The organism is Caballeronia sp. SEWSISQ10-4 2 (assembly GCF_030464885.1).
Lineage (GTDB): Bacteria > Pseudomonadota > Gammaproteobacteria > Burkholderiales > Burkholderiaceae > Caballeronia.
Genome location: NZ_JALPRJ010000116.1, coordinates 1 through 19,386, shown reverse-complemented (window position 1 = coordinate 19,386; position 19,386 = coordinate 1). Strand labels below are relative to the sequence as shown.

General features: G+C 55.1%; 18 protein-coding genes and 1 pseudogene. 1 reads left to right on the top strand and 18 read right to left on the bottom strand.

The window, feature by feature from the left end; translation table 11 throughout:
* Positions 1–402: 402 nt before the first annotated feature.
* The 5 genes from M0D69_RS43960 to M0D69_RS39905 all read right to left on the bottom strand — a co-directional run bounded on the left by M0D69_RS43960 (position 403) and on the right by M0D69_RS39905 (position 4,096).
* Positions 403–921, bottom strand: coding sequence for a hypothetical protein (locus tag M0D69_RS43960; RefSeq protein WP_367619828.1), 519 nt, complete (start codon positions 919–921; stop codon positions 403–405).
* Between the two features lie 242 nt (positions 922–1,163).
* On the bottom strand, positions 1,164–1,322 hold the full coding sequence (locus M0D69_RS39915; RefSeq protein ID WP_301787312.1) for an AlpA family transcriptional regulator: 159 nt from the start codon (positions 1,320–1,322) through the stop codon (positions 1,164–1,166).
* 517 nt (positions 1,323–1,839) lie between these two features.
* On the bottom strand, positions 1,840–2,154 hold the full coding sequence (locus tag M0D69_RS43955) for an enolase C-terminal domain-like protein (protein ID WP_367619826.1): 315 nt from the start codon (positions 2,152–2,154) through the stop codon (positions 1,840–1,842).
* Complete coding sequence (locus M0D69_RS39910) at positions 2,154–3,125, bottom strand: LysR family transcriptional regulator (protein ID WP_301787308.1); 972 nt, start codon at positions 3,123–3,125, stop codon at positions 2,154–2,156. The genes M0D69_RS43955 and M0D69_RS39910 overlap by 1 nt, the downstream gene beginning before the upstream one ends.
* Positions 3,126–3,349: 224 nt before the next feature.
* The gene (locus tag M0D69_RS39905; RefSeq protein WP_301787311.1) at positions 3,350–4,096 is read right to left on the bottom strand and encodes an alpha/beta fold hydrolase; all 747 of its coding nucleotides are present in this window, start codon (positions 4,094–4,096) and stop codon (positions 3,350–3,352) included.
* Positions 4,097–4,966: 870 nt separating this feature from the next.
* Here M0D69_RS39905 and M0D69_RS39900 point away from each other — a divergent pair.
* Positions 4,967–5,491 (top strand): YceI family protein, encoded by a 525-nt coding sequence (locus M0D69_RS39900; protein WP_301787310.1) that lies wholly within the window; start codon positions 4,967–4,969, stop codon positions 5,489–5,491.
* 300 nt (positions 5,492–5,791) lie between these two features.
* Here the strand turns inward: M0D69_RS39900 and M0D69_RS39895 are convergent, their stop codons facing one another.
* The 13 genes and pseudogenes from M0D69_RS39895 to M0D69_RS39830 form a co-directional block, all read right to left on the bottom strand.
* Positions 5,792–6,679: a LysR substrate-binding domain-containing protein gene (locus tag M0D69_RS39895; RefSeq protein ID WP_367619827.1), complete on the bottom strand. Its 888-nt coding sequence runs from the start codon at positions 6,677–6,679 to the stop codon at positions 5,792–5,794.
* A gap of 626 nt (positions 6,680–7,305) precedes the next feature.
* Positions 7,306–8,952, bottom strand: coding sequence for a cation/acetate symporter ActP (gene actP, locus M0D69_RS39890; RefSeq protein ID WP_301787306.1), 1,647 nt, complete (start codon positions 8,950–8,952; stop codon positions 7,306–7,308).
* Between the two features lie 24 nt (positions 8,953–8,976).
* Positions 8,977–9,267, bottom strand: coding sequence for a DUF485 domain-containing protein (locus M0D69_RS39885; protein ID WP_301787305.1), 291 nt, complete (start codon positions 9,265–9,267; stop codon positions 8,977–8,979).
* Between the two features lie 149 nt (positions 9,268–9,416).
* Complete coding sequence (locus M0D69_RS39880; RefSeq protein WP_172162416.1) at positions 9,417–9,620, bottom strand: tautomerase family protein; 204 nt, start codon at positions 9,618–9,620, stop codon at positions 9,417–9,419.
* Positions 9,621–9,638: 18 nt separating this feature from the next.
* On the bottom strand, positions 9,639–9,869 hold the full coding sequence (locus M0D69_RS39875) for a tautomerase family protein (RefSeq protein WP_301787304.1): 231 nt from the start codon (positions 9,867–9,869) through the stop codon (positions 9,639–9,641).
* A gap of 26 nt (positions 9,870–9,895) precedes the next feature.
* On the bottom strand, positions 9,896–11,305 hold the full coding sequence (locus M0D69_RS39870) for an MmgE/PrpD family protein (protein WP_301787303.1): 1,410 nt from the start codon (positions 11,303–11,305) through the stop codon (positions 9,896–9,898).
* 542 nt (positions 11,306–11,847) lie between these two features.
* Entirely contained in the window at positions 11,848–12,822 is a 975-nt protein-coding gene (locus tag M0D69_RS39865) for a nitronate monooxygenase family protein (protein ID WP_301787302.1), read from the bottom strand.
* A gap of 195 nt (positions 12,823–13,017) precedes the next feature.
* Complete coding sequence (locus tag M0D69_RS39860; RefSeq protein WP_301787301.1) at positions 13,018–13,977, bottom strand: LysR family transcriptional regulator; 960 nt, start codon at positions 13,975–13,977, stop codon at positions 13,018–13,020.
* Positions 13,978–14,235: 258 nt separating this feature from the next.
* Positions 14,236–15,747, bottom strand: a complete 1,512-nt coding sequence (locus tag M0D69_RS39855; protein ID WP_301787300.1) for a CoA-acylating methylmalonate-semialdehyde dehydrogenase — start codon at positions 15,745–15,747, stop codon at positions 14,236–14,238.
* 405 nt (positions 15,748–16,152) lie between these two features.
* A complete protein-coding gene (locus tag M0D69_RS39845; RefSeq protein ID WP_301787299.1) occupies positions 16,153–16,995 on the bottom strand; it encodes an oxidoreductase in 843 nt (280 codons plus the stop codon).
* Between the two features lie 136 nt (positions 16,996–17,131).
* Positions 17,132–17,554, bottom strand: coding sequence for a VOC family protein (locus M0D69_RS39840; protein ID WP_301787298.1), 423 nt, complete (start codon positions 17,552–17,554; stop codon positions 17,132–17,134).
* 378 nt (positions 17,555–17,932) lie between these two features.
* Positions 17,933–18,820, bottom strand: a complete 888-nt coding sequence (locus M0D69_RS39835; protein ID WP_301787297.1) for a LysR substrate-binding domain-containing protein — start codon at positions 18,818–18,820, stop codon at positions 17,933–17,935.
* Between the two features lie 65 nt (positions 18,821–18,885).
* Positions 18,886–19,338 (bottom strand): annotated as a pseudogene (locus M0D69_RS39830) (DsbA family oxidoreductase); the annotation flags it as partial.
* Positions 19,339–19,386 lie beyond the last annotated feature (48 nt).

Here is a 19,386-nt window from a genome sequence, read left to right as displayed (position 1 = left end):
CTGCCGGGCTCAGGCCCGCTCGATGAGATGGCTCAGGTCGTCGTCACGCTCCTGGAGCCCTACTTGCAGCCAAATAATTATTAAACCTATTTATGGGATGTCGTACTAGTGCGGACAGATCGGCGAAAATTGAGTCCGATTCGATGTCGGATGATTTCCCTCCATTGCAAGACGCATTGCTGAGAGGACTTTACAGGTCTGTTCTGCTAATCGTACTGGCCTGGAAACGGGACGTCAATCCTCAACACGCGGCTTTGGGCTTTCCCCCTGCTCACTACCTAGCGCGTCACCCTCCTCGATCTATCTCCGTTTCGTCCGACGGTCTGCGGTCGGAAACCGCTCACATCCAGGCGTTCAACATGGCCACCGTTCAATAATCCGGTCGCAATCGACGCTTGATAGTCAAAAAAATAGGATATCAAAATAATTTAAACTAGACAAAATTATCGAACTTTTATCTCGCACTCGTCGACTATTTTCAGCGGCACAACCAGACGCCGATGCTGGTCGAAACCGACACGTCGAACCCCGTCGACATATTGTCATGGCATCGCGTGTCGAGTGGACGCGAGACCACCTTCCTCGCCAATATATCTCGACCCACCGGTAGCAGCTGCAGCGCATCGGCGACGCGAGCAAAGCACTGCGCTTCATTCTAAAGTTTGCGTATTTATCCGCCGGGATGACAGGCAGGCCCTTCTGGGTGGCGCTCGCCGCGTACATGACGACGCAACAAATCGAGCAGTGCGACGGGGTTCTTGAACAGTTGCTTAACGCCTGTCTTATTGCAACCGGAAGAATAATGCGGCGCAGAATGAGCGTACAGGACATGCGGCATGCATACGCTGCCTCGAGTTCTCCGCGTCGAACTGAGAGCAGTCCGCCGCGAATGATTTCGCTCGCATAAGCCGAAGTATTGATCGCCAGGGCCGCTAATGCACACCAGCAATGCTCCCGTAGGAAGGGCCAAAGGAAGCTCGAATTTGAAGTAATCGAAGTCCAGCGTCGACATCTCGTTCTGAACCATCGACCACGGTGCCCGCTTCAGGTCAGCCAGCGCTTTGTACACGGTCACCCTTGCTCCGATCTGCGAATCGACGCGGCCAAAGTACGTCTCAATGATTTCCGCCTCAGTCTTGCTGGCACATTGAGGCAGCTTGAGCTCAAGTCCTGCTGGGATCTGCTTCGATGCGATCGGCAATCCACGCGTCAATGTCGCGCTCGACCCAAGCTACCCTGCCCCCACCGATTTGAACCGGTCTCGGAAATTTTCCTTCGGCAAGATACCGGTACACGGTGCTCGTGCCTAGACCAACGCGCATCCGCACCTCGCGGAGGCGAATCAAGCGGTGCTTTGTTGCGGGATTTTCGTGAAATTGGTTCATCATCGTCTACCCTTCTCTCCTGGGAACGTCCGGCAGAAACCGGGCATATTGCAGTGCAGCGCGGCAAGTTCATGTGCAGGAATGGAATTGCACAAATTCTGAGGTATGTCCCACGCGCATTGTCCGAGGAGTTCCACAGAGTTCTTCTTTCTCACAGGGAGCGGTAAAGTTCTGCCTTGACATGCAAACAAGGAATTCAAATCTTCCTATTTGCCATCACCGACGGCGAAGGGCGCCATTCGCCGCGATTGGACTGAAGCAGCTCATAAACCATGACCTTACCCTGAGGGTATGGATCTTATAATTTTATAAATGATATTTTTATAATCAATGGCTTGCATAACAACTCGACAAACCGCGATCCTTGAATAGTCGCTGTACCCCCACTTTGCCCCCACTCAAAATACGAGCAGACTTGAGATTTTGCGTCAACGCCTGATCATCATCTTCGTTCTCAAGTCAACCAATGAATCCAAATTCCTAGATTTCCACAAGATACTCCCGTCCGGCAAGACGACTTTCCACGCAAGCTCGCACGGGTTTCGGATAACCGCTCAGCCACTGCTCGTAAAGAACATTCACCTCGTCGAAATGGCATCGGAATCGGACTGGTCGCCCGGACCTGAGCAAGTGCGGCGACACTATCGCAATGGGTTGGTTGCTCGACGACCTCGATATCAAACGGCAACAGCTTGCGCACCATGCGCGACAGGTGAACGGGCGTCCAATGTTCGTTCGGGTCGACTCGCAGGCGCGGGCGAGAGCGCATTACCCTTGAACGACAAGAGCCGGGGGCGTAGGTACAGTCTGGCGCTGGACGTGGGAATCTTCGCGCCTGATAAGAAGCGGACAGCGCTCAAACAGTTCGGTGACCCATCCGACAAACGCCCGCACGTGAGGCGACAAATGCCTGTGGTACGGATAGAGCGCCGAGATCGGCATCGCGAGCGGCCTGCATTGCGCCAGCACTTCGACGAGTTCGCCGTCGCGAAGGTGAGGCAAGGCGAGAATGCGGGGTACTTGAATGAGTCCCAGTCCTTTGACGCCGCAATTCAGATAGGCATCAGCGTCATTCGCTGCGAGCTTTGAGTTCATTTTGACCTCGACTGACTTGCCGTCGACGACAAAATTCATGTTGACGATGCGATGCGTGAGTGCCGAAAAATAATTGACGGCGAGATGATCTGGCAGATCGCCAACGGTCATCGGTTCTCCGTACATCCGGAGATAGGTGGGGCTTGCCGCCGTAACGAACTCAACGGTGCCGATGCGCCGCGCAACCAGCGACGAATCCTCGAGCGCCCCGACACGAACCGCGCAGTCGACACCCTCCTGAAACAGGTCGATCGGCTTGTCGCCAAAACCGAGCATCAGTTCGATATCCGGATAGCGTGCGTAAAAGTCATACAGCGCGGGCACGACGATCAGTCTCCCAATGGATCCCGGCATATCGACGCGCAACTTGCCTCGCGGCGCGGCTGCGATACTCGATAAGGATTGCTCAGTCTCTTCGATATCGGCCAGGATGCGCACGCAGCGCTCGTAATAGGCTGCGCCGTCGGCCGTCAAGCTAAGACGTCGCGTGGTGCGGTTCAACAACCGCACCTTCAAAGAAGCTTCGAGCCTCTGGATGATGGCCGTGACCGATCCGCGCGGCAGTCTTAACGTATCCGCTGCGCGGGAAAAACTGTTGGCGTCGACGATACGCGTGAACACGTGCATTGCCTGTAGCTTGTCCATTCATGCGACTCCTGCATGCGCCGTTGAGCCATTGTCCGATAGCAATCTCGATCTATTCATCCGGCGTTTCCGTCTCACGTTGCGGTAAGGCACGTCGTCTCAGCGCATCCACGAGCACTTCTACGTATTCGTCCGTCACTCGCAGCACAATTCGTCACATGGAGCGAATTGACCCAATTCGCTCCAAATCTGTCGGCTGGTTCCTAAGCAACGGGCGCACCCTGCTACTTTGCCTGCCGCGCCGCCGAGATGATCACGGCAGCGACTTCTTCAGGTTTCGACACCATCGGTACGTGACTCGCCTCTACATTGACGACCGTCGCGCCGATGTGTTTCGCCATCTTCATCTGGAAGGCGGGACCGACCATATGGTCTTTCGTCGTGAGGACATACCAGGATGGCTTGTCATGCCATGCTGCGTGACCGATGTTTTCAGCGAGACAGCCCGAAAACCACGGCTCTTGTGTCGCAGCGAGCAGACGCGCTTGTGCCCGCGAAACATCGGGCGCGAAATCTTCCGCGATCGCCTTATCTGACAGCGTCAGGAAACCCGCAGCATCCTTATGGATTTCGGCTACCCATGACGGTGCAGGCAGGTCTTTTTGAATGTCGTTAGCCGATTGTCCGTTGTCGGGAGCGAACGCTGCGACATATACGAGTGCCTTGACCTTGTCGTTGTTGCCCGCCTGCGTGATGACAGAACCCGCCCACGAATGGCCAACCAGCACCACTGGACCCTCTTGCCGCTCGATCGCGCGAGTCGTTGCCGAAACGTCATCGCCGAGGGACGTCAGCGGGTTTTGCACAGCCGTCACATGAAGGCCCTTTGCTTCGAGGAGAGGAATGACCTTATTCCAGCTGGATCCGTCCGAAAAGGCGCCATGCACCAGAACGACGTTCTTGCCTGCGAGATCCTGGTCGGACGCGGCCTGCGCAGTGGCAGTGGATAACAGAAAACCGGCGACGGTCAGCGACAACGACCATTTCTTTATCAGCGTTTTCAAGACAGTACCTCATCAAAAAGTAGGAATGGAAGCGGTGATATCGCACACGCACGTCGTCAGTCTCCGTGGTCTCGATTGGTTCCATCGATACTATAAGGAGTCCAACTAATAATTATGAAATAGCAAACCTGGTGCTCGATCCGTACTACTAGAAACGTATTGAATAGTGGAGCAGCACATCGCTAAAGGCAACGTGATCTGCCACATCCGCCGCGCAAAACAGTTCATACACCATGGAACAAATGTCGGTGGAATAGGCCATGACGCGATGCATGAGTAGGTTGGGACAATTTATCTACCAACCGAAACGGAAGCCGCTACCAGCGTCACTGCCCGCTCGCGCGCCGCCTCTCTCGCCGAGATATGCGCGAAACCATTCAACGCATGGTCCGCCACGGAAAACGTGCACTGGAAAACCAGAGGGGCCAATGAGAGATACGAACCCGCCCGGCCGACGTGGGCAGCCATCCCTCGTGTCACCAGGGCCGGATGGGTGGGTGAACGCGGAACGCGAACTCACTTGTGCGCTGTCCCCACGCCTCTTTGTATCGCAATGTATCTGATGGGGATCTATGTACACGCACTTACACAAGCGGTGCTTCCTGACATAAGCGAGATACATTCGCGCGTTCCAATACGACAGCACCAAGCTGTGCTCTGCGGCGAAAAAGTTGCCAACGACTCGTACAGTCACATTTCGTTTAATTGGAGCATGCGCGTCAGCGCTGTTCAAGTTAGCAACGGGCAGTAAGCGGCCCATCATCGACACATAAGGAGTCTGATTTGAACAAGCACCTGATTGCATCTGGCGTTCTCGCGTTGATCGCGGGGTCAGCCATGGCGGCCCCGACGACCTACAACCTTGACCCGAGGCACACCTATCCCAGCTTCGAAGCCGACCACTTTGGCGGCATTTCGGTGTGGCGGGGTAAGTTCACGAAAAGCAGCGGCGTTGTGACGCTTGACGTCGTGGCGAAGACGGGCACAGTCGACGTGTCGATTGACACTGATTCGATTGACACCGGAAATGTGCCACTCGACACGAAGGTGAAGTCCGCTGATTTTCTCGATGTCGGCAAGTACCCGAGTGCGATATTCAAAGGCAGCTCGCTTCGCTTCGACGGCGCTACACCGGTCGAAGTCTCGGGCGACTTCACATTTCACGGAGTGACCAAACCGCTGACGTTGAAGATTGATTCGTTCAAGTGTTTCGTCAACCCGCTGATCAAGAAAGAAGTGTGTGGCGCGGAAGCTAGCGCGCAATTCGACCGTGCCGACTATGGCGTGGCTTGGGGCACCAATTACGGTTTCAAGACGCTGACTCGCTTGCAGATTCAGGTTGAAGGTGTGAAGGCGGACTAGGCTATAGGCGGCCACCGATAACTTATCGGATGGCCCCACACTGACAACAGTAACGAACCATCCAGAAACCAGCTAAGGAAGGTCTGCGCAACACCTTTCAAAGGTGAAGTTCTGTTCGTCACGGACGGCTTGTCGCTGGCAGCGCCGGAATAGAGACACTACGCCGTCTGGGAGTAGGTCAAATTTAGATGAAAACCGCGGGTCAGAATTCGGCGGAATTCAACACGTCATCCCTTCAATCAGACGGGCTGAATCGCAAGCCGCTAAGGGCCTCCGCGTGGCGTTGCTCCTTTACACCGTCTATGCGGCGGCCATCAGCGGCCCGAACTGAGACCTTGCCACGTCCACGAAAGCCAGCATTGCACTCGAGACATAAGCATCATGCCGTCGGATAAACAGCGTTTCCACGTGCGCTTTTTCCGGCGATATAGCGTGGATACTGACGAGATCCTGTTCCGCGGCCGCCGAGACCACACCTCGCGGCAATAGCGTGATACCGATACCAGCCGCAACGCACGCAATGATCGCATCCATTGAGCCAAATTCGAGGGGTGCCGCCGTGAGCACCCCCATTTCGGCAAGCAATGCGTCGAGTCGCTGACGGTACGAGCAACCCGAACGGAAGACAATTGTTTTGAGGTCCTGCACCGATCTGATCAACTCGAGCGAGCGCATGGTACGCGGCGTAACTAGAACCAACTCCTCATGAAAGACCGTCTCGGTGTAAAGGTCCGGATGGTCCAGCGGACCTGCTATAAACGCCCCATCGAGCCGACACTCCGCAACATCGGCAGTGAGACCGCAGCTCGTGCCGGTCGTCAGAGACAATCGAACCTGCGGATACATTCGAGCAAAATTACTTAATATTGGAGAGAGCCTAAGCGCCGCTGTCGTCTCGAGTGTTCCGAGCGTGAGAGTACCGCTTGGTGCGCCGTCATCCAGCGCAGCTACCTTGGCATCCGTAATTAGCTTCGCAATGCGCGCGGCGTACGGGAGCAGGCGCTGCCCCGCAGGAGTCATGTTCACGCCGCGCACATGCCGCTGAAAGAGAGCGACCCCGACCTCCCGCTCCAGAGATCGAATTCGCGCTGTCACGTTCGACTGAACAGTATTGAGCTCGGTAGCTGCCCGATTCATACTTCCATGACGAGCTACGGCTTCGAAGACCTTGAGGTCGGCAACGTCCATGGTTTGTACCTCTATGAAATGTCCACAACCTAAATAAAGCTTTCGTCGCTCGATCAATAATCTATCAGCAACCGGGATTCGATAATTCCGATCTAATTCGACGCTTGTATGACGAAGCTCATTGAAAATGGATGCAGGCTTTCGGCAACTATCGAAGTCAGCCAAAATTGCACCACTATCCAGCGCCAAGGGGGCGGCAAAATCAGGAAGGACAGCAGCCTCGGCAACTATGCGACCGCTCAAGCAGCGCGGTGAACTTGTTTTCCATCCTACACCAAAGCGAAATTGAACATCCAACGGAAACGGTACCCATTGGTCGTTTTCGCAAACGCAAGCACTGGCGCAGGAATAGAGCATGCTTAGCCTTGTTCAGCATGTTGCGGAACAAGGCGGATTGCCTGCCTCTACCCGAGACGAGAGCGCATGAGGGGTCCGACAATCCAAAGGTCAGATGTCTCGCATTTAACGCAGAGACGCAGCGTAGACGGGCAATGCAGATCGATGACCCGCCCTCGAGCTGAGCACACGCTATGCCACGCTGTCTCCCGACGGAACACCAGGTTGGCTGGCCCGCAAGTTCAACCACCTAACGGCGGCACAACTTCTGTGTGCCGCCGCTCCTGAATCTAGTGGCCAACCGGTTCCGCGAATACCGGACGCTCTTGTAGAGCCGCACTCCACGCCCGATCAGTATCCGCCTGTTTGCTACGGTCCAGCACGGACACCAACCAGCACGTCACAAATGCGAGCGGCATAGTCACTATGGTCGGTGGATCGATCGAGAAGAGTGGCTTCGCATTTCCCATAACATGTACCCAGACGGCTGGGCCTGCAACGGTCAACAATACGGCGGAGACCAATCCGACAGTTCCTCCCGCAACGGCGCCAAACGTGGTCAATCGTTTCCAATAAAGGGCGAGTAGTAACACCGGGAAAGTTGAGCTGCAGGCGACCGAGAACGTGAGCCCAAGCATGTAAGCCACATTCTGTGTCCTGAATGCAATGCCCAATACCACCGCGATTACCCCAAGCACCAAAGTCGATATCCTCGATACTCGTACTTCATTGGCTTGACTTGCAGTACCTTTGCGGCACACACAGGCGTAAAGGTCATGCGAAACTGCCGAAGAACCTGCGAGTGTCAAACCCGACACAACCGCGAGGATGGTAGCAAATGCAACTGCCGAGATAAATCCCAGCAAGGCGTTTCCCCCTACCGCCTTTGCAAGGTGGACGGCAACCATATTTATCCCGCCGAGCGGTTTGCCCGCGGCATCCAGAAAGTCTGGATTAGAGGCGACCAAGGCGATAGATCCGAACCCGATGACAAACACCAGTGCAAAGAATATGTTCATAAATACGCTAGCCCAAAATACCGAACCGCGTGCAGCCCGTGCGTCAGGAACCGTGAAGAAGCGCATGAGAATGTGCGGCAGGCCTGAGGTACCAAACATCACCGCGAGACCCAACGAAAATCCCGATACAGGATCCTTGACCAGAAACTGAGGGCTAAGGATCGCATTGCCCTGTGGATGAATCTCCACTGCGCGTCGCAACAATTCGGAGAAGCTGAAGTCGAAATTTCGCAAGACCAGAAAGCTCATCACACTTGTGCCAAGCAACAGCAACGCCGCCTTTACGAGCTGCACCCAAGTCGTGGCGACCATGCCTCCGAAGGCCACATAAAACATCATGAGAGTGCCCACAAGAATTTCGGCATAGATATAGTCAAGGCCAAACAGCAACTTGATCAACTGCCCTGCCCCCACCATCTGCGCGATGAGATATAGCGAAACAATACATAACGATGCGCAGGCCGAGAAGATACGAATCGGTTTCTCGCCAAGACGCACGGAAACCGCATCTGCGACTGTATATTTACCGAGTTTTCGCAGTCTCGTCGCCAGCAGAAATACAACGATCGGCATCCCTGTCGAATATCCAACCGCGTAGACAAGACCATCAAAGCCGCTACTGAACACCAAAGCTGTCAGACCAAGAAACGCACCGGCCGACATGAAGTCACCCGCGATTGCGAGACCATTCTGAAATGCGGTTATCTTGCCTCCAGCCGCGTAGAAATCGTCAGTCGACTTTGTTCGCTTCGAAGCCCAATAGGTAATAGCCAGTGTCCCAAGAACGAAGGCAAGAAAAAACACTATTGCCACGCCGTTCCTGCTACCCACGTCGCTTCCAGCAGCAAAGGATTCGGTACTCACAACGCACGCCGACGCTGACAGCGCGAGCAAAACGACACATCGAGGAATAGTCATTGTAGGTCACCAGGTAATCAACGGTTAACTTCCGGCCGAACCGATACGAAAATTTCGCGAGTCTGCGGCGTTTTCAAGCAGGACATACAGCCCGATAAGCAGCACACCAGCGACCAGAATTACTATTCCGTACAGAAACGCAACCGTGATCGCCGACCCATCTACCACTGGCGAAGCGAGCGCTGCCGGCGACACGACGGCAAGCGTAATGAACCCAAAAAACATCAGTACTTCAACGAGCGTCAGAAAGATTGCCAGCCCTACCCTCTCACGTCCGGTATCGACACCGTCGACCGCCATCTTTGCTCCGTTCATGTCTCCTCCAAATTCCTTTGTACTACGTATTATATATATCGAAATACTTACTTCTCACCATGCCTGACATAGACAAGCCTATGTGCTCGCCGCCAGAAGCGACACCGGCGGAACGCAAAACAAGACCTTGGCGCGCAGTTTCGCTGCGGCTACCCCGTAGACTTCTTGAAGTCCTCTCCGTTGATCCGACTTGAAATACTGATATTTTCAGCTGGGTGTTCGTGCAAGATCACATTAATGATCTTCGGATCCGATCCGATCGAGTCGTGCGTGACCTGGATGATGTCCCTGATGAGTTGTTCACGTCGTTCTTGAGTAAGACCGCTCTTGATATGGCATTCAATGAAGGGCACGATATTTCTCCGGCAGTTCTATTTAAGACGTTCAATAAGTTCTTTGTCGTTCGCAGCACCCTCGACATACTCCGGAAGATGCTCACCATGTTCGACGAAATTAATTCCACGTCCTTCGCGAATCACGAAAAAAATGTCATCCTTCGTTTCACCTGTTGCGGCACTGACCACCCGCAGTAAGCCAGCAGCAAGTAGCCGCTTCTGTTCATCGGTCCGACCGAAACGCATGTCACAAGAAATGAGTGCCATATACATCTCCTAAAGATCTTTGTGGATCATTGAATCCCCGGATGCGTCACCGGGAATCGTGGTTCTAGACTTACCTTTGCTAAGAGGTTCATTAACTCTTCAATCGGGTGTTGATCCAGGGTTGAGACCAGATCGATGATCTGGCCGCGAAGCTCCTGACTCGCGTGTTGTTCGCCCAGCCAGTTGAATTTTTCGACGGTACGTTCCCACGTGAACGGGTTATCCAGTCCACCTTCGAAGCCGACATGCTCCGTAGCCAAAACACGACCATTCTTGCATTTGATCGTCACGCGCGTGTTTAGCTCGCGCGGGTATTGCGCGGAGAATTCGGCATCGGGCTTCACAGTCACTTTCTTGAGCAATGCCTGTGCATCGGGCGCCTGTATACGCTCAGGTTCGAGCTGAGCCGGGCCAACCTGATCATCGAGCAACGCAGCCGCAATCAGATACTTGAGGTTGTAGTCCGCCTGCTCTTTAGTCCACGGGTTATCCTTTGGGCCGAAGCTGCCGCCGCCGGCAATGTCAAATCCGGTCTGAAATATGTCACATTGGACTTCGTCCACGTCATCGCTCTTTAAACCATGTTTGCGCTTTAACGCGAGCGTAGCTTCGAGGACGGGTTGACCATGAATGAGCGAGCAGTATTTCTTCATGATCGTCTGGTGAACGACCTCGAGCCGCTGGTCTTCCCAATCGACTTCGAGCGGTTGGTCAAACATTCGCACCAGACCATTAGGTCCCTCGAAAAGGCGGAGAGGGCCCGTAAATCCACGCTTGGCAAGAGATGCCGAATAGACCGCTCTCATACCCGTGATACCGGGTGAGAAGCCCTTCCATTGCGAAACTGGTTCGGAATGTACACACGTCAGCGAAATGTTGTCGATCGTTGCGATTGCAATCGCGTTTGCGATCTGATCGGCATCGAGACCGAACAGCTTTCCCGATCCCGCCGCAGCGGACACCGCCAACTGGATAGCGTGATTGAATCCTTTGGCCATAACCGGAACGATCGCCGTAATGCGGCAGCCAATTTCATAGGATATTGCCAACGCCAGCATGAACTCCTCGCCACTTGCGGACGCATGTTCAGCAGCGGCCAGAATGGCCCCGAAGTTATCACTCGGGTGACAGAGTCCGCCGGGGGACATGTAGCTATCCAGCAGGTCGACATACCGGACCAAACCGGAGTTGTACAACGCCGCTTGATCGGGCGAAGTCTTACCGCCTCCAATCAATGAACACGTCCCCGAGCCACGGTACTCATCGAACTGATCTCGAAGCGCGTTGAATGGCTTACCCGGCAGCGCTGCTATTGCGCAACCCAGGCTATCAAGAATATTCCGCTTGAAAATTGCCCTTGTGGCAGGCGTAAGATGCTCCGCGCGTGCGTCGTATGCAAAACGGCCGATACGCTGAGCAGTCGTAGGTATACTCATTTGAAGTCTATCCCTCAAGAAATTCCGGATTGCCTCGAGCGGCAACCCAATTGACGATTCGCGTTGGTTTCTTCAAATGACGCGCTCCGCCTTCCGTTCACGCCTTTGTAGCTGCCGGGCCCTGATTCCCCTTCGCTGCCTAACGACTTTGACGCGTCAGCAGCGACTCCGACACTTGTCATTTCCCACCGACCTCGAGTTCCGATGTGACATCGCAGTTCTCAATCCAATAATGCAAATTCGCACCGTTCGAAACGGATATCAAGCGAAGGGATTACATACGGCTATCTATCTCAGAGATAGCCCAGCCACTCCAGAACCCTGGCCAATCCGGCTGCTGCGCCAGCGGAGCCATTCATGGGGTTCCGCTCAAATGCCTTATGGTTTGCGCTGTTTCTCAACGGCCAACAGTCTCTTGGATTATTTCGTTGCCGGAATCGAGCGTTCTGCCTCGATCGCAATCACAAGCACCCGCCGATCTGGAGGCACTCTCATTGAGTACAGATGGCCACCGCACTCCGGTAGCGACTACGCTGCAGATGTCACCGTACGATTTTGCGCGTAAGCGAGTAGCCAAGTATCGCGTCCATTTCCCTGACGATATTTTCGACTATCAATTTGGCCGGCGACACCTCGTGGATCAAGGCAGCAGATTCGCCTGCGATCACGGCAGCAGTCTCGTAGTCGTGATTTTCACGCGCGCTTGAATACCTCGTCTTCTCCGCACGATGCTGAAACAGTTCGAGATCACGCCCAAGCCACTTTTCGGAGAACTCGTTTCGCAGCACCCGGCCCGTGTACGGCGCCGGCCAGACGTTATCGCGCGCTATATCAAACAAAATTCCACGGATGGTTTGCTCGCCGCCCGTACACTCGACAATCCGTCGTTTGGCATCATCGTGCCCGATCGCTTCCTCGCTTGCGTACATGCGAGTTCCCAACACGATGCCCGAGGCGCCAAGCGCAAGGGACGCCGCAAAGCCTCTGCCGTCGGCGATGCCTCCAGCGGCAACCACCGGCACCTTCTCACCAACTGCGTCAACAACGGTTGGAACAAGTGAGATCGTGCCGCAGGCGACGCCATGGCCGCCCCCTTCCGCACCTTGAGCAACGATGATATCCGCGCCCTGGCTAACCGCCTCACGCGCCATCGCAGCAGTCTGAACCTGGCAGATCGCGAGAATTCCTGCCTTCTTCACTCGCTCGATGTGTTTGCTTGCGTCACCGAATGAAAACATGATTGCGGCCGGCGAATGTTCAATGCAGACATCAATAAGATGCGGCTGCCTGGACAGACTCCATGTAATAAACCCCACCCCGATCCGTGCCCCATGTGCCGCGGCAAACTGCTCTCGCAGCCACGTCTCGTCGCCGTATCCACCACCTATTATTCCGAACCCGCCTGCGTCAGTGACCGCTGCTGCAAGCCTGCCGCCGGCGACCAAGTCCATCGGCGCAAGCAGTATCGGATAATCGACACCAAGTATCTTTTTAAGTTGCTCGTATCGCTCAAACACTTTCGCCTCCTCGTTTTTCCTCAACGAATCTGTCTCACCTGCATCCGCAGGCAGTAATACTGCTACTCAGATCGCAGCATCTGAAGCGATTTCTTTTGATACCGGCGATCTCTCAATCAGATAGAGCAAAGTGAATGGACACGAATGTCCGCCATCGGGATGAGAAAAACTCGACATCCGCGCGAGGCGCGTTTATTAGTCGTCGACGCCTTCGCGCCGGGAGTACATCGAAGCCTGAAGAAATTGAAGCAGTTCTTCGTAAGCGCCGCTCTTATAGTTCGATTGGGCAACCAGGTACGTATCGATCGTGGCGATTTTCTGCACGCAAATATCCATGGGAACACGCTGCAAATCTAGAATCGACCTCGGGCAAAGTGCAAAACACGAACCCGCGGCAACGCAGGCCAGAATGGCGTGATATGAAACAAGCTCCATGACCTTCCAGTCACTGTCCGCCTCGAAGCTGGTGACGCCCAACCATTGTTCGAGTACGTTCCGATAGGCGCAACCATTGGAAAAGGCAGCCAGCGTCTTGAGCCTGATGTCCGTAGGTATGCTTACCGTTGGATGGTTTGGCGGCAGTGTGAGCAGCAGATCTTCCCGGTATGCGCGCGTTGCGCTTAGTCCGCGCGCGGCAAACTCTGGCCGCGGGTCACGCGCGCCCTGAAAACTACTATCAGCAACAAAAGCGCAGTCGAGATGTCCTCTCTCCACGTCCTCGACAAGTGAACGCGACGTACCGATTGAAATCTCCAGTTCCACCTGCGGCCACTTGCTATGGTATTTCGAGAGCAGGGCCGGAAGGCGCGCGGCTGCGGTGCTCTCCATAGCGCCAATGCTTAATCGCCCGGGCTGCTGTTCCGGATTCGTCGCAAGTCTGGCCCTTTCCGCGAGGTACGGAAGTCGTTGCGCATAGTCCAGCATCGTGCCTCCACTTGGCGTCAAACTCATCCGCTTTCCACTTCTTGAAAAAAGCTGGGCCTGTAGCTCCTCTTCAAACTGCTTTACGAGCATCGTTACATTTGACTGAACACGGGCCAAATGGCGGGCCGCCCGGGTCAGATTTTTCTCGGTAGCGACGGCAAAAAATATTTCTAACGATGAGAAATTCAATTCGCCCCCAGTTTGATTCTTGCTCGGGAATACAAGTAACACGAGTGTTCAGTTTGGGCGAACCTGCCGTCAACAGGAGGCCGGGAAAGACACTCTTTCCAAGGTGGCAAGACTTCCAGAATCGCCTTGAACCACCGCTCGGGAACGCGCAAGGGGCAGCCCCATTCACTTCCGAAAGCAGAAGTTGACAAGCTTTCGTGCCGGCCAGCGGTTGGAGACGATCTGGAACCCCACACAGACAAAAATCAGGCGCCGCATCGTGCCGCGCGCGACGCCCGATCACTTGTCGAACCAGCTCGCTTACTTCGCCGTGGGCATCGCAAATTCAGCGCCCTTTTCCGTGCTTTCCGGCCAGCGTTGCATGATCGACTTCTGCTTCGTATAGAACCGGACACCTTCTTCGCCGTATGCGTGCGTGTCACCGAACAGGCTGCGCTTCCAGCCGCCGAAGCCATGCCAGGCCATGGGGACCGGAATAGGGACGTTGATTCCGACCATACCTACCTGGATGCGTCGTCCGAATTCGCGAGCGACGTGCCCGTCCCGCGTGTAGCACGCCACGCCATTGCCAAACTCATGAGCATTGATCAAATCGACCGCTTCCGAAAAGTCCTTCGCGCGGACGCAGGCAAGCACGGGTCCAAAGATTTCTTCCTTGTAAATTCTCATCTCCGGCGTGACGTTGTCGAACAGCGTACCGCCCGTGAAGAAACCGCCCTCGAAGCCGCCTACCTTAAGGCCGCGACCGTCAACGACCAACTTCGCACCTTCGTCGATGCCAATCGCGATGTACCCTTCAATGCGTTCGAGCGCCTGTTGCGTAACGATAGGCCCCATTTCCGCGTCAGGCTCCATGCCGTTCTTTACAATGAGATTGCGCGCACGCTCGGCAAGCTTCGGAACAATTTTGTCCGCTACATCGCCTACGAGAACAGCAACCGAAATGGCCATGCAACGCTCGCCAGCGGAGCCGTACCCGGCGCCAACCAGGGCATCGACAGCTTGATCGATGTCAGCATCGGGCATCACCACCATATGATTTTTTGCCCCGCCCAACGCCTGCACACGCTTGCCGTTCCTTGCACCAGTCTCGTAAATGTAGTTGGCGATCGGCGTCGATCCAACAAAGCTCACCGCCTTCACATCCGGGTGCGCGAGCAACGCATCGACAGCGACCTTGTCACCCTGAACTACGTTAAAAATGCCATCGGGCAGGCCGGCCTCCTTCATCAGCCTTGCCATGAACAACGACGCCGACGGGTCTCGCTCGCTTGGCTTCAGAATGAATGCGTTACCCGCAGCAATCGCAACAGGGAACATCCAGCAAGGCACCATGCACGGGAAGTTGAACGGCGTAATACCTGCGACAACGCCGAGCGCCTGACGCGTTGTCCAGTTATCCATGCCAGTTGAAACCTGCTCCGTGTAGTCCCCCTTGAGCAGTTGCGGAATCCCGCAGGCGAATTCGATGACATCGATACCGCGCGCCACCTCGCCTTGAGCATCAGAGAAAACCTTTCCGTGTTCGGCTGTGATGATTGCAGCCAGCTCATCGCGATGCCGGTTCATCAACTCAAGAAACCGCAGCATGACGCGGGCTCGGCGGATCGGCGGCGTGTTGCTCCATTTCGGAAATGCAGCCTTGGCGCTTGCCACAGCGGCGTCAACATCTGCGATATCGCCCAGCAGAAGTTTGCGTGGTCGTTCACCAGTAGCAGGATTGAAAATCGCCTGGGTACGCACTCCTGACCCACGTACTCGCTCGCCATGAATAAAATGGGTGACGTCTGCTATGTCATTGAACGCTTGCATCTCGACTCCTTGATTGATGGATGGTCAATGAAGTTTAGGAGTCTCCATTGAGTTTGCAAGGGCGGTAAGATTGAAATGATTGTTTTAAATGGTGAACAAACAACATATGGATGCGCAAAAAAATCGAAGTCCCTTGGACTCGTCTGCGCTGGTTGACGGTGCTTGCCGAACAAGGCAAGTACAAGCAGCATCCGCTCGCCTTGGAGTGGGCAAAGCTGCAATGAGCCAGCGCATCGCAGAACTGCGAGCGGGCTTTAGATATCGCATTGGTGCAACGTACCACCCGCAGCTTACGACTCGCTGAAGCCGGGAAACGGCTTGGCGACAACACTCATCTGGAGTACGAAGACATTGCGACGAGTTTCACAACGATACGGGAAATGGCGGGCATGCCCCGCTATGTTGTCATGAGAACCCGGTAGATTTCGAAACGGATTCCCAAGTGTCAATTTCGTGACTCAGTGCAGATAGTTTGTCTCGGACCACGTTTAACGCGTCATCGCCCAGCACGAGGTGGACCGGTGGATCAACCTCGTCAATCAGGTCCAGCAGGACCTTCGCCGCCTTCACCGGATCCCCAGGCTGCTTCCCATCTTTCGCCATGCGGGCGCGGCGAATGGGCGCGAACACCGAATCGTAGTCGTCGATGTTGTGCTCCGTGCGCACCATCGATCTGCCCGCCCAATCTGTTCGAAACGCGCCCGGTGCAACAGCCGTCACCTTGATACCGAAACTGCGTACTTCCTGTTCCAGCGCTTCTGATATCCCTTCAAGTGCGAACTTGCTACCGCAGTAGTATGAAATACCGGGAAACGTAACCAGCCCCGCCATCGACGTGATATTGATGATGTGACCGGTGCGTCGTATTCGCATCGACGGGAGCACGGCCTTGATCATGGCGACTGCACCGAACACGTTCACATCAAACTGACGACGCAGTTCCTCGAGCGGCGATTCCTCGAGGATTCCTTCATGACCGTATCCCGCACTATTCACGAGAACGTCGATCGCACCGACGCGCTCGGCGACTTCCTTGATCGTCGCATTGATTGATTCGAAATCAGACACATCGAGGAGTACGCCGTGAGCGTGGTGCGCGTGCAATCCCTCAAACTCAGCTTTCGCAGAATCGCTTCTTACCGTACCAATCACAGTGTTGCCTGCGGCCAATGCTGCTTTCGCCAAAGCGAGACCAAAACCGGAGCTCGCACCGGTAATCAGAAAAATCCGCTGGGCGGCTTTGCTCACGATCGAAACCTCGCTTTGGGTAATCTTCGAACTGCCAGCTGCAGCAGCCACTTTGGTAAGAGCTCAGGCGCTGGATACGATGAATTCATCTGCGCCAAGCGCTACCTGAACCACTTCATCCATCACTCGGCACAACTCAAGCGGACTGAATTCGCGGATCAAAATCGAACTCGAGTCTGATGCCGCCCGGCTCATACACCATTGTGTGACGCTTGGGTCCTTCACCCATGTTCTCCGGTGCGAACTCAACCACTACCCCTGGCCATCCGGAGACCCGGGAGAAGGTTGCGTCGAGAGCCTCTTTACTACCGACCCGCAGCGCGAGGTGATGTAGACCTACATTCGTCTTGCGGTCGAACTCCACACAATTTTCCGGATCCTCGACCTCCCAGAGTGTCAGCGTGACATACCCGTCTGACACAAAAGCCGCCGGATAGTTGGGCCTTTCGCCAACCTGTGTCCAGCCCAGGGCATGGATGAAGAAGTCCCGGGTGACGCTCAGATTACGGACCGTCAGACCAACGTGGTCGATGCCAAGTGTTAGAGGCGCATCAGTCATTCCCAAGCTCTCCTTTTAAACTTAGACAATATGAGCCAACTCCGAAGCGGCCTCACCTGTACCGTATTGCTCGAGACAACCACGACTGCTCTACAAGATGAGGCGGAAGAATGGCCGTATCGAATTGGCCGTCATACTGATTCACTACTTCTTCCTGAACGACATTCGTACATTCGGATTGTCGACGTGTCACATAGGAAACAGCTTAACAATGTTTCCAGAACGCATAAGCGGTTTGTGACGATATGGGTATCGCGAAAATAGATACCCACGAGCCGAAGATCGACCAGCCACGTGCCGCTCGGATGCTTGGACATAAAGCGAATTGCCCATGGGGCAATGACTCGCCCACTGGGCGGCGAGATCGTACGTTGTCCGCTATGCCGCCGCCATCAAAGGCCCAAATTCCGAGCGCGAGACCTCGACGAAAGCGCGCATGGCGCTCGAAATGTAAGCGTCATGCCGTCGGACGAAAAGTGTCTCGACACGTGCTTTCTCAGGCGAGATCTCATGCATGGCAATGATGTCCTGCTGCGCTGCCGCCGCGACCACGCCCCGCGGCAGCAACGTGATCCCAATACCGGCCGCCACACACGCTATGATCGCGTCCAGCGAGCCGAACTCGAGCAGCGTCGTCACGAGAATCCCCATCTCCGCAAGCAGCACTTCCAGACGCTGGTGATACGAGCACCCCACGCGGAACACGATCGTCTTCACGTCAGGGATCGACGTCAAACGCTCCAGCGACTGTATGGTCCGTGGTGTCACAAGCACCAGTTCTTCATGGAAAATCGTCTCGCTGTGAAGCTCCGGGTGATCAAGCGGACCTGCTATGAACGCCCCATCCAGACGACATTCCGCGACATCCACCGCGAGGCTGCGGCTTGTTCCAGTCGTCAGCGACAGTCTGACCTGCGGATACGTCCGCGCGAAGTTGCTTACTATCGGCGAGAGCCGCAGCGCAGCAGTGGTTTCCAGTGTTCCCAACGCCAGCGAACCGCATGGCGGACCGTCGTCCATGGCCGCCAGGCGGGCATCTGCGACGAGCTTGGCAATTCGCGCCGCGTAGGGAAGCATGCGCTGACCCGCCGGGGTCATGCTCACACCCCGGACATGCCGCCGAAAAAGCGCAACGCCAACTTCTCGTTCCAGTGAACGGATCCTGGCCGTTACGTTGGACTGGACAGTATGCAGCTCTACGGCCGCCTTGTTCATGCTCCCGTGGCGAGCGACCGCTTCAAATGCCTTGAGGTCGGCAACATCCATAGCACTGTCCTATCAAAAAAGTTCCGAAATCGACTACGTACCGCCATTGCGACGCAAAACTCAAATTACGCTTCCACCAGAATCCGTTGGATGGCTTCCTCGAAGGCTTCGACGGGCTGTGCGCCGGTCAGCAGATAGCGATTTCCAAAGATGATTGACGGCACCGAATGGATACCCATTGCCTGGTATTTCTTTTCTTCCGCACGAACCTCATCGGCATAGTCGCCGCTTTGCAAAACTGTGCGCGCCTGCGCCGCGTCAAGTCCCGCGGACTCCGCGGCTTCGACCAGAACGTCATGGTTGCTCGGGGCTTTACCCTCACCATGATAGGCCCGTAGTAAGGCCCGTTTCAGCGGTAACTGTTTGCCTTTGATGCCGGCCCAATGCAACAAGCGGTGTGCATCGAAGGTGTTATAAATGCGCGTACGCGAGCCAAAGATAAAGCCGACATTCGCGCCACGCTCGCGGAGCACAACCTGGGACTCGGCTATCTGTTCCGGGGTACGTCCGTATTTCTGATATGACTTTCCGTGTCAAGCGTCGATGTTCAGATTTTGAGTTCATTC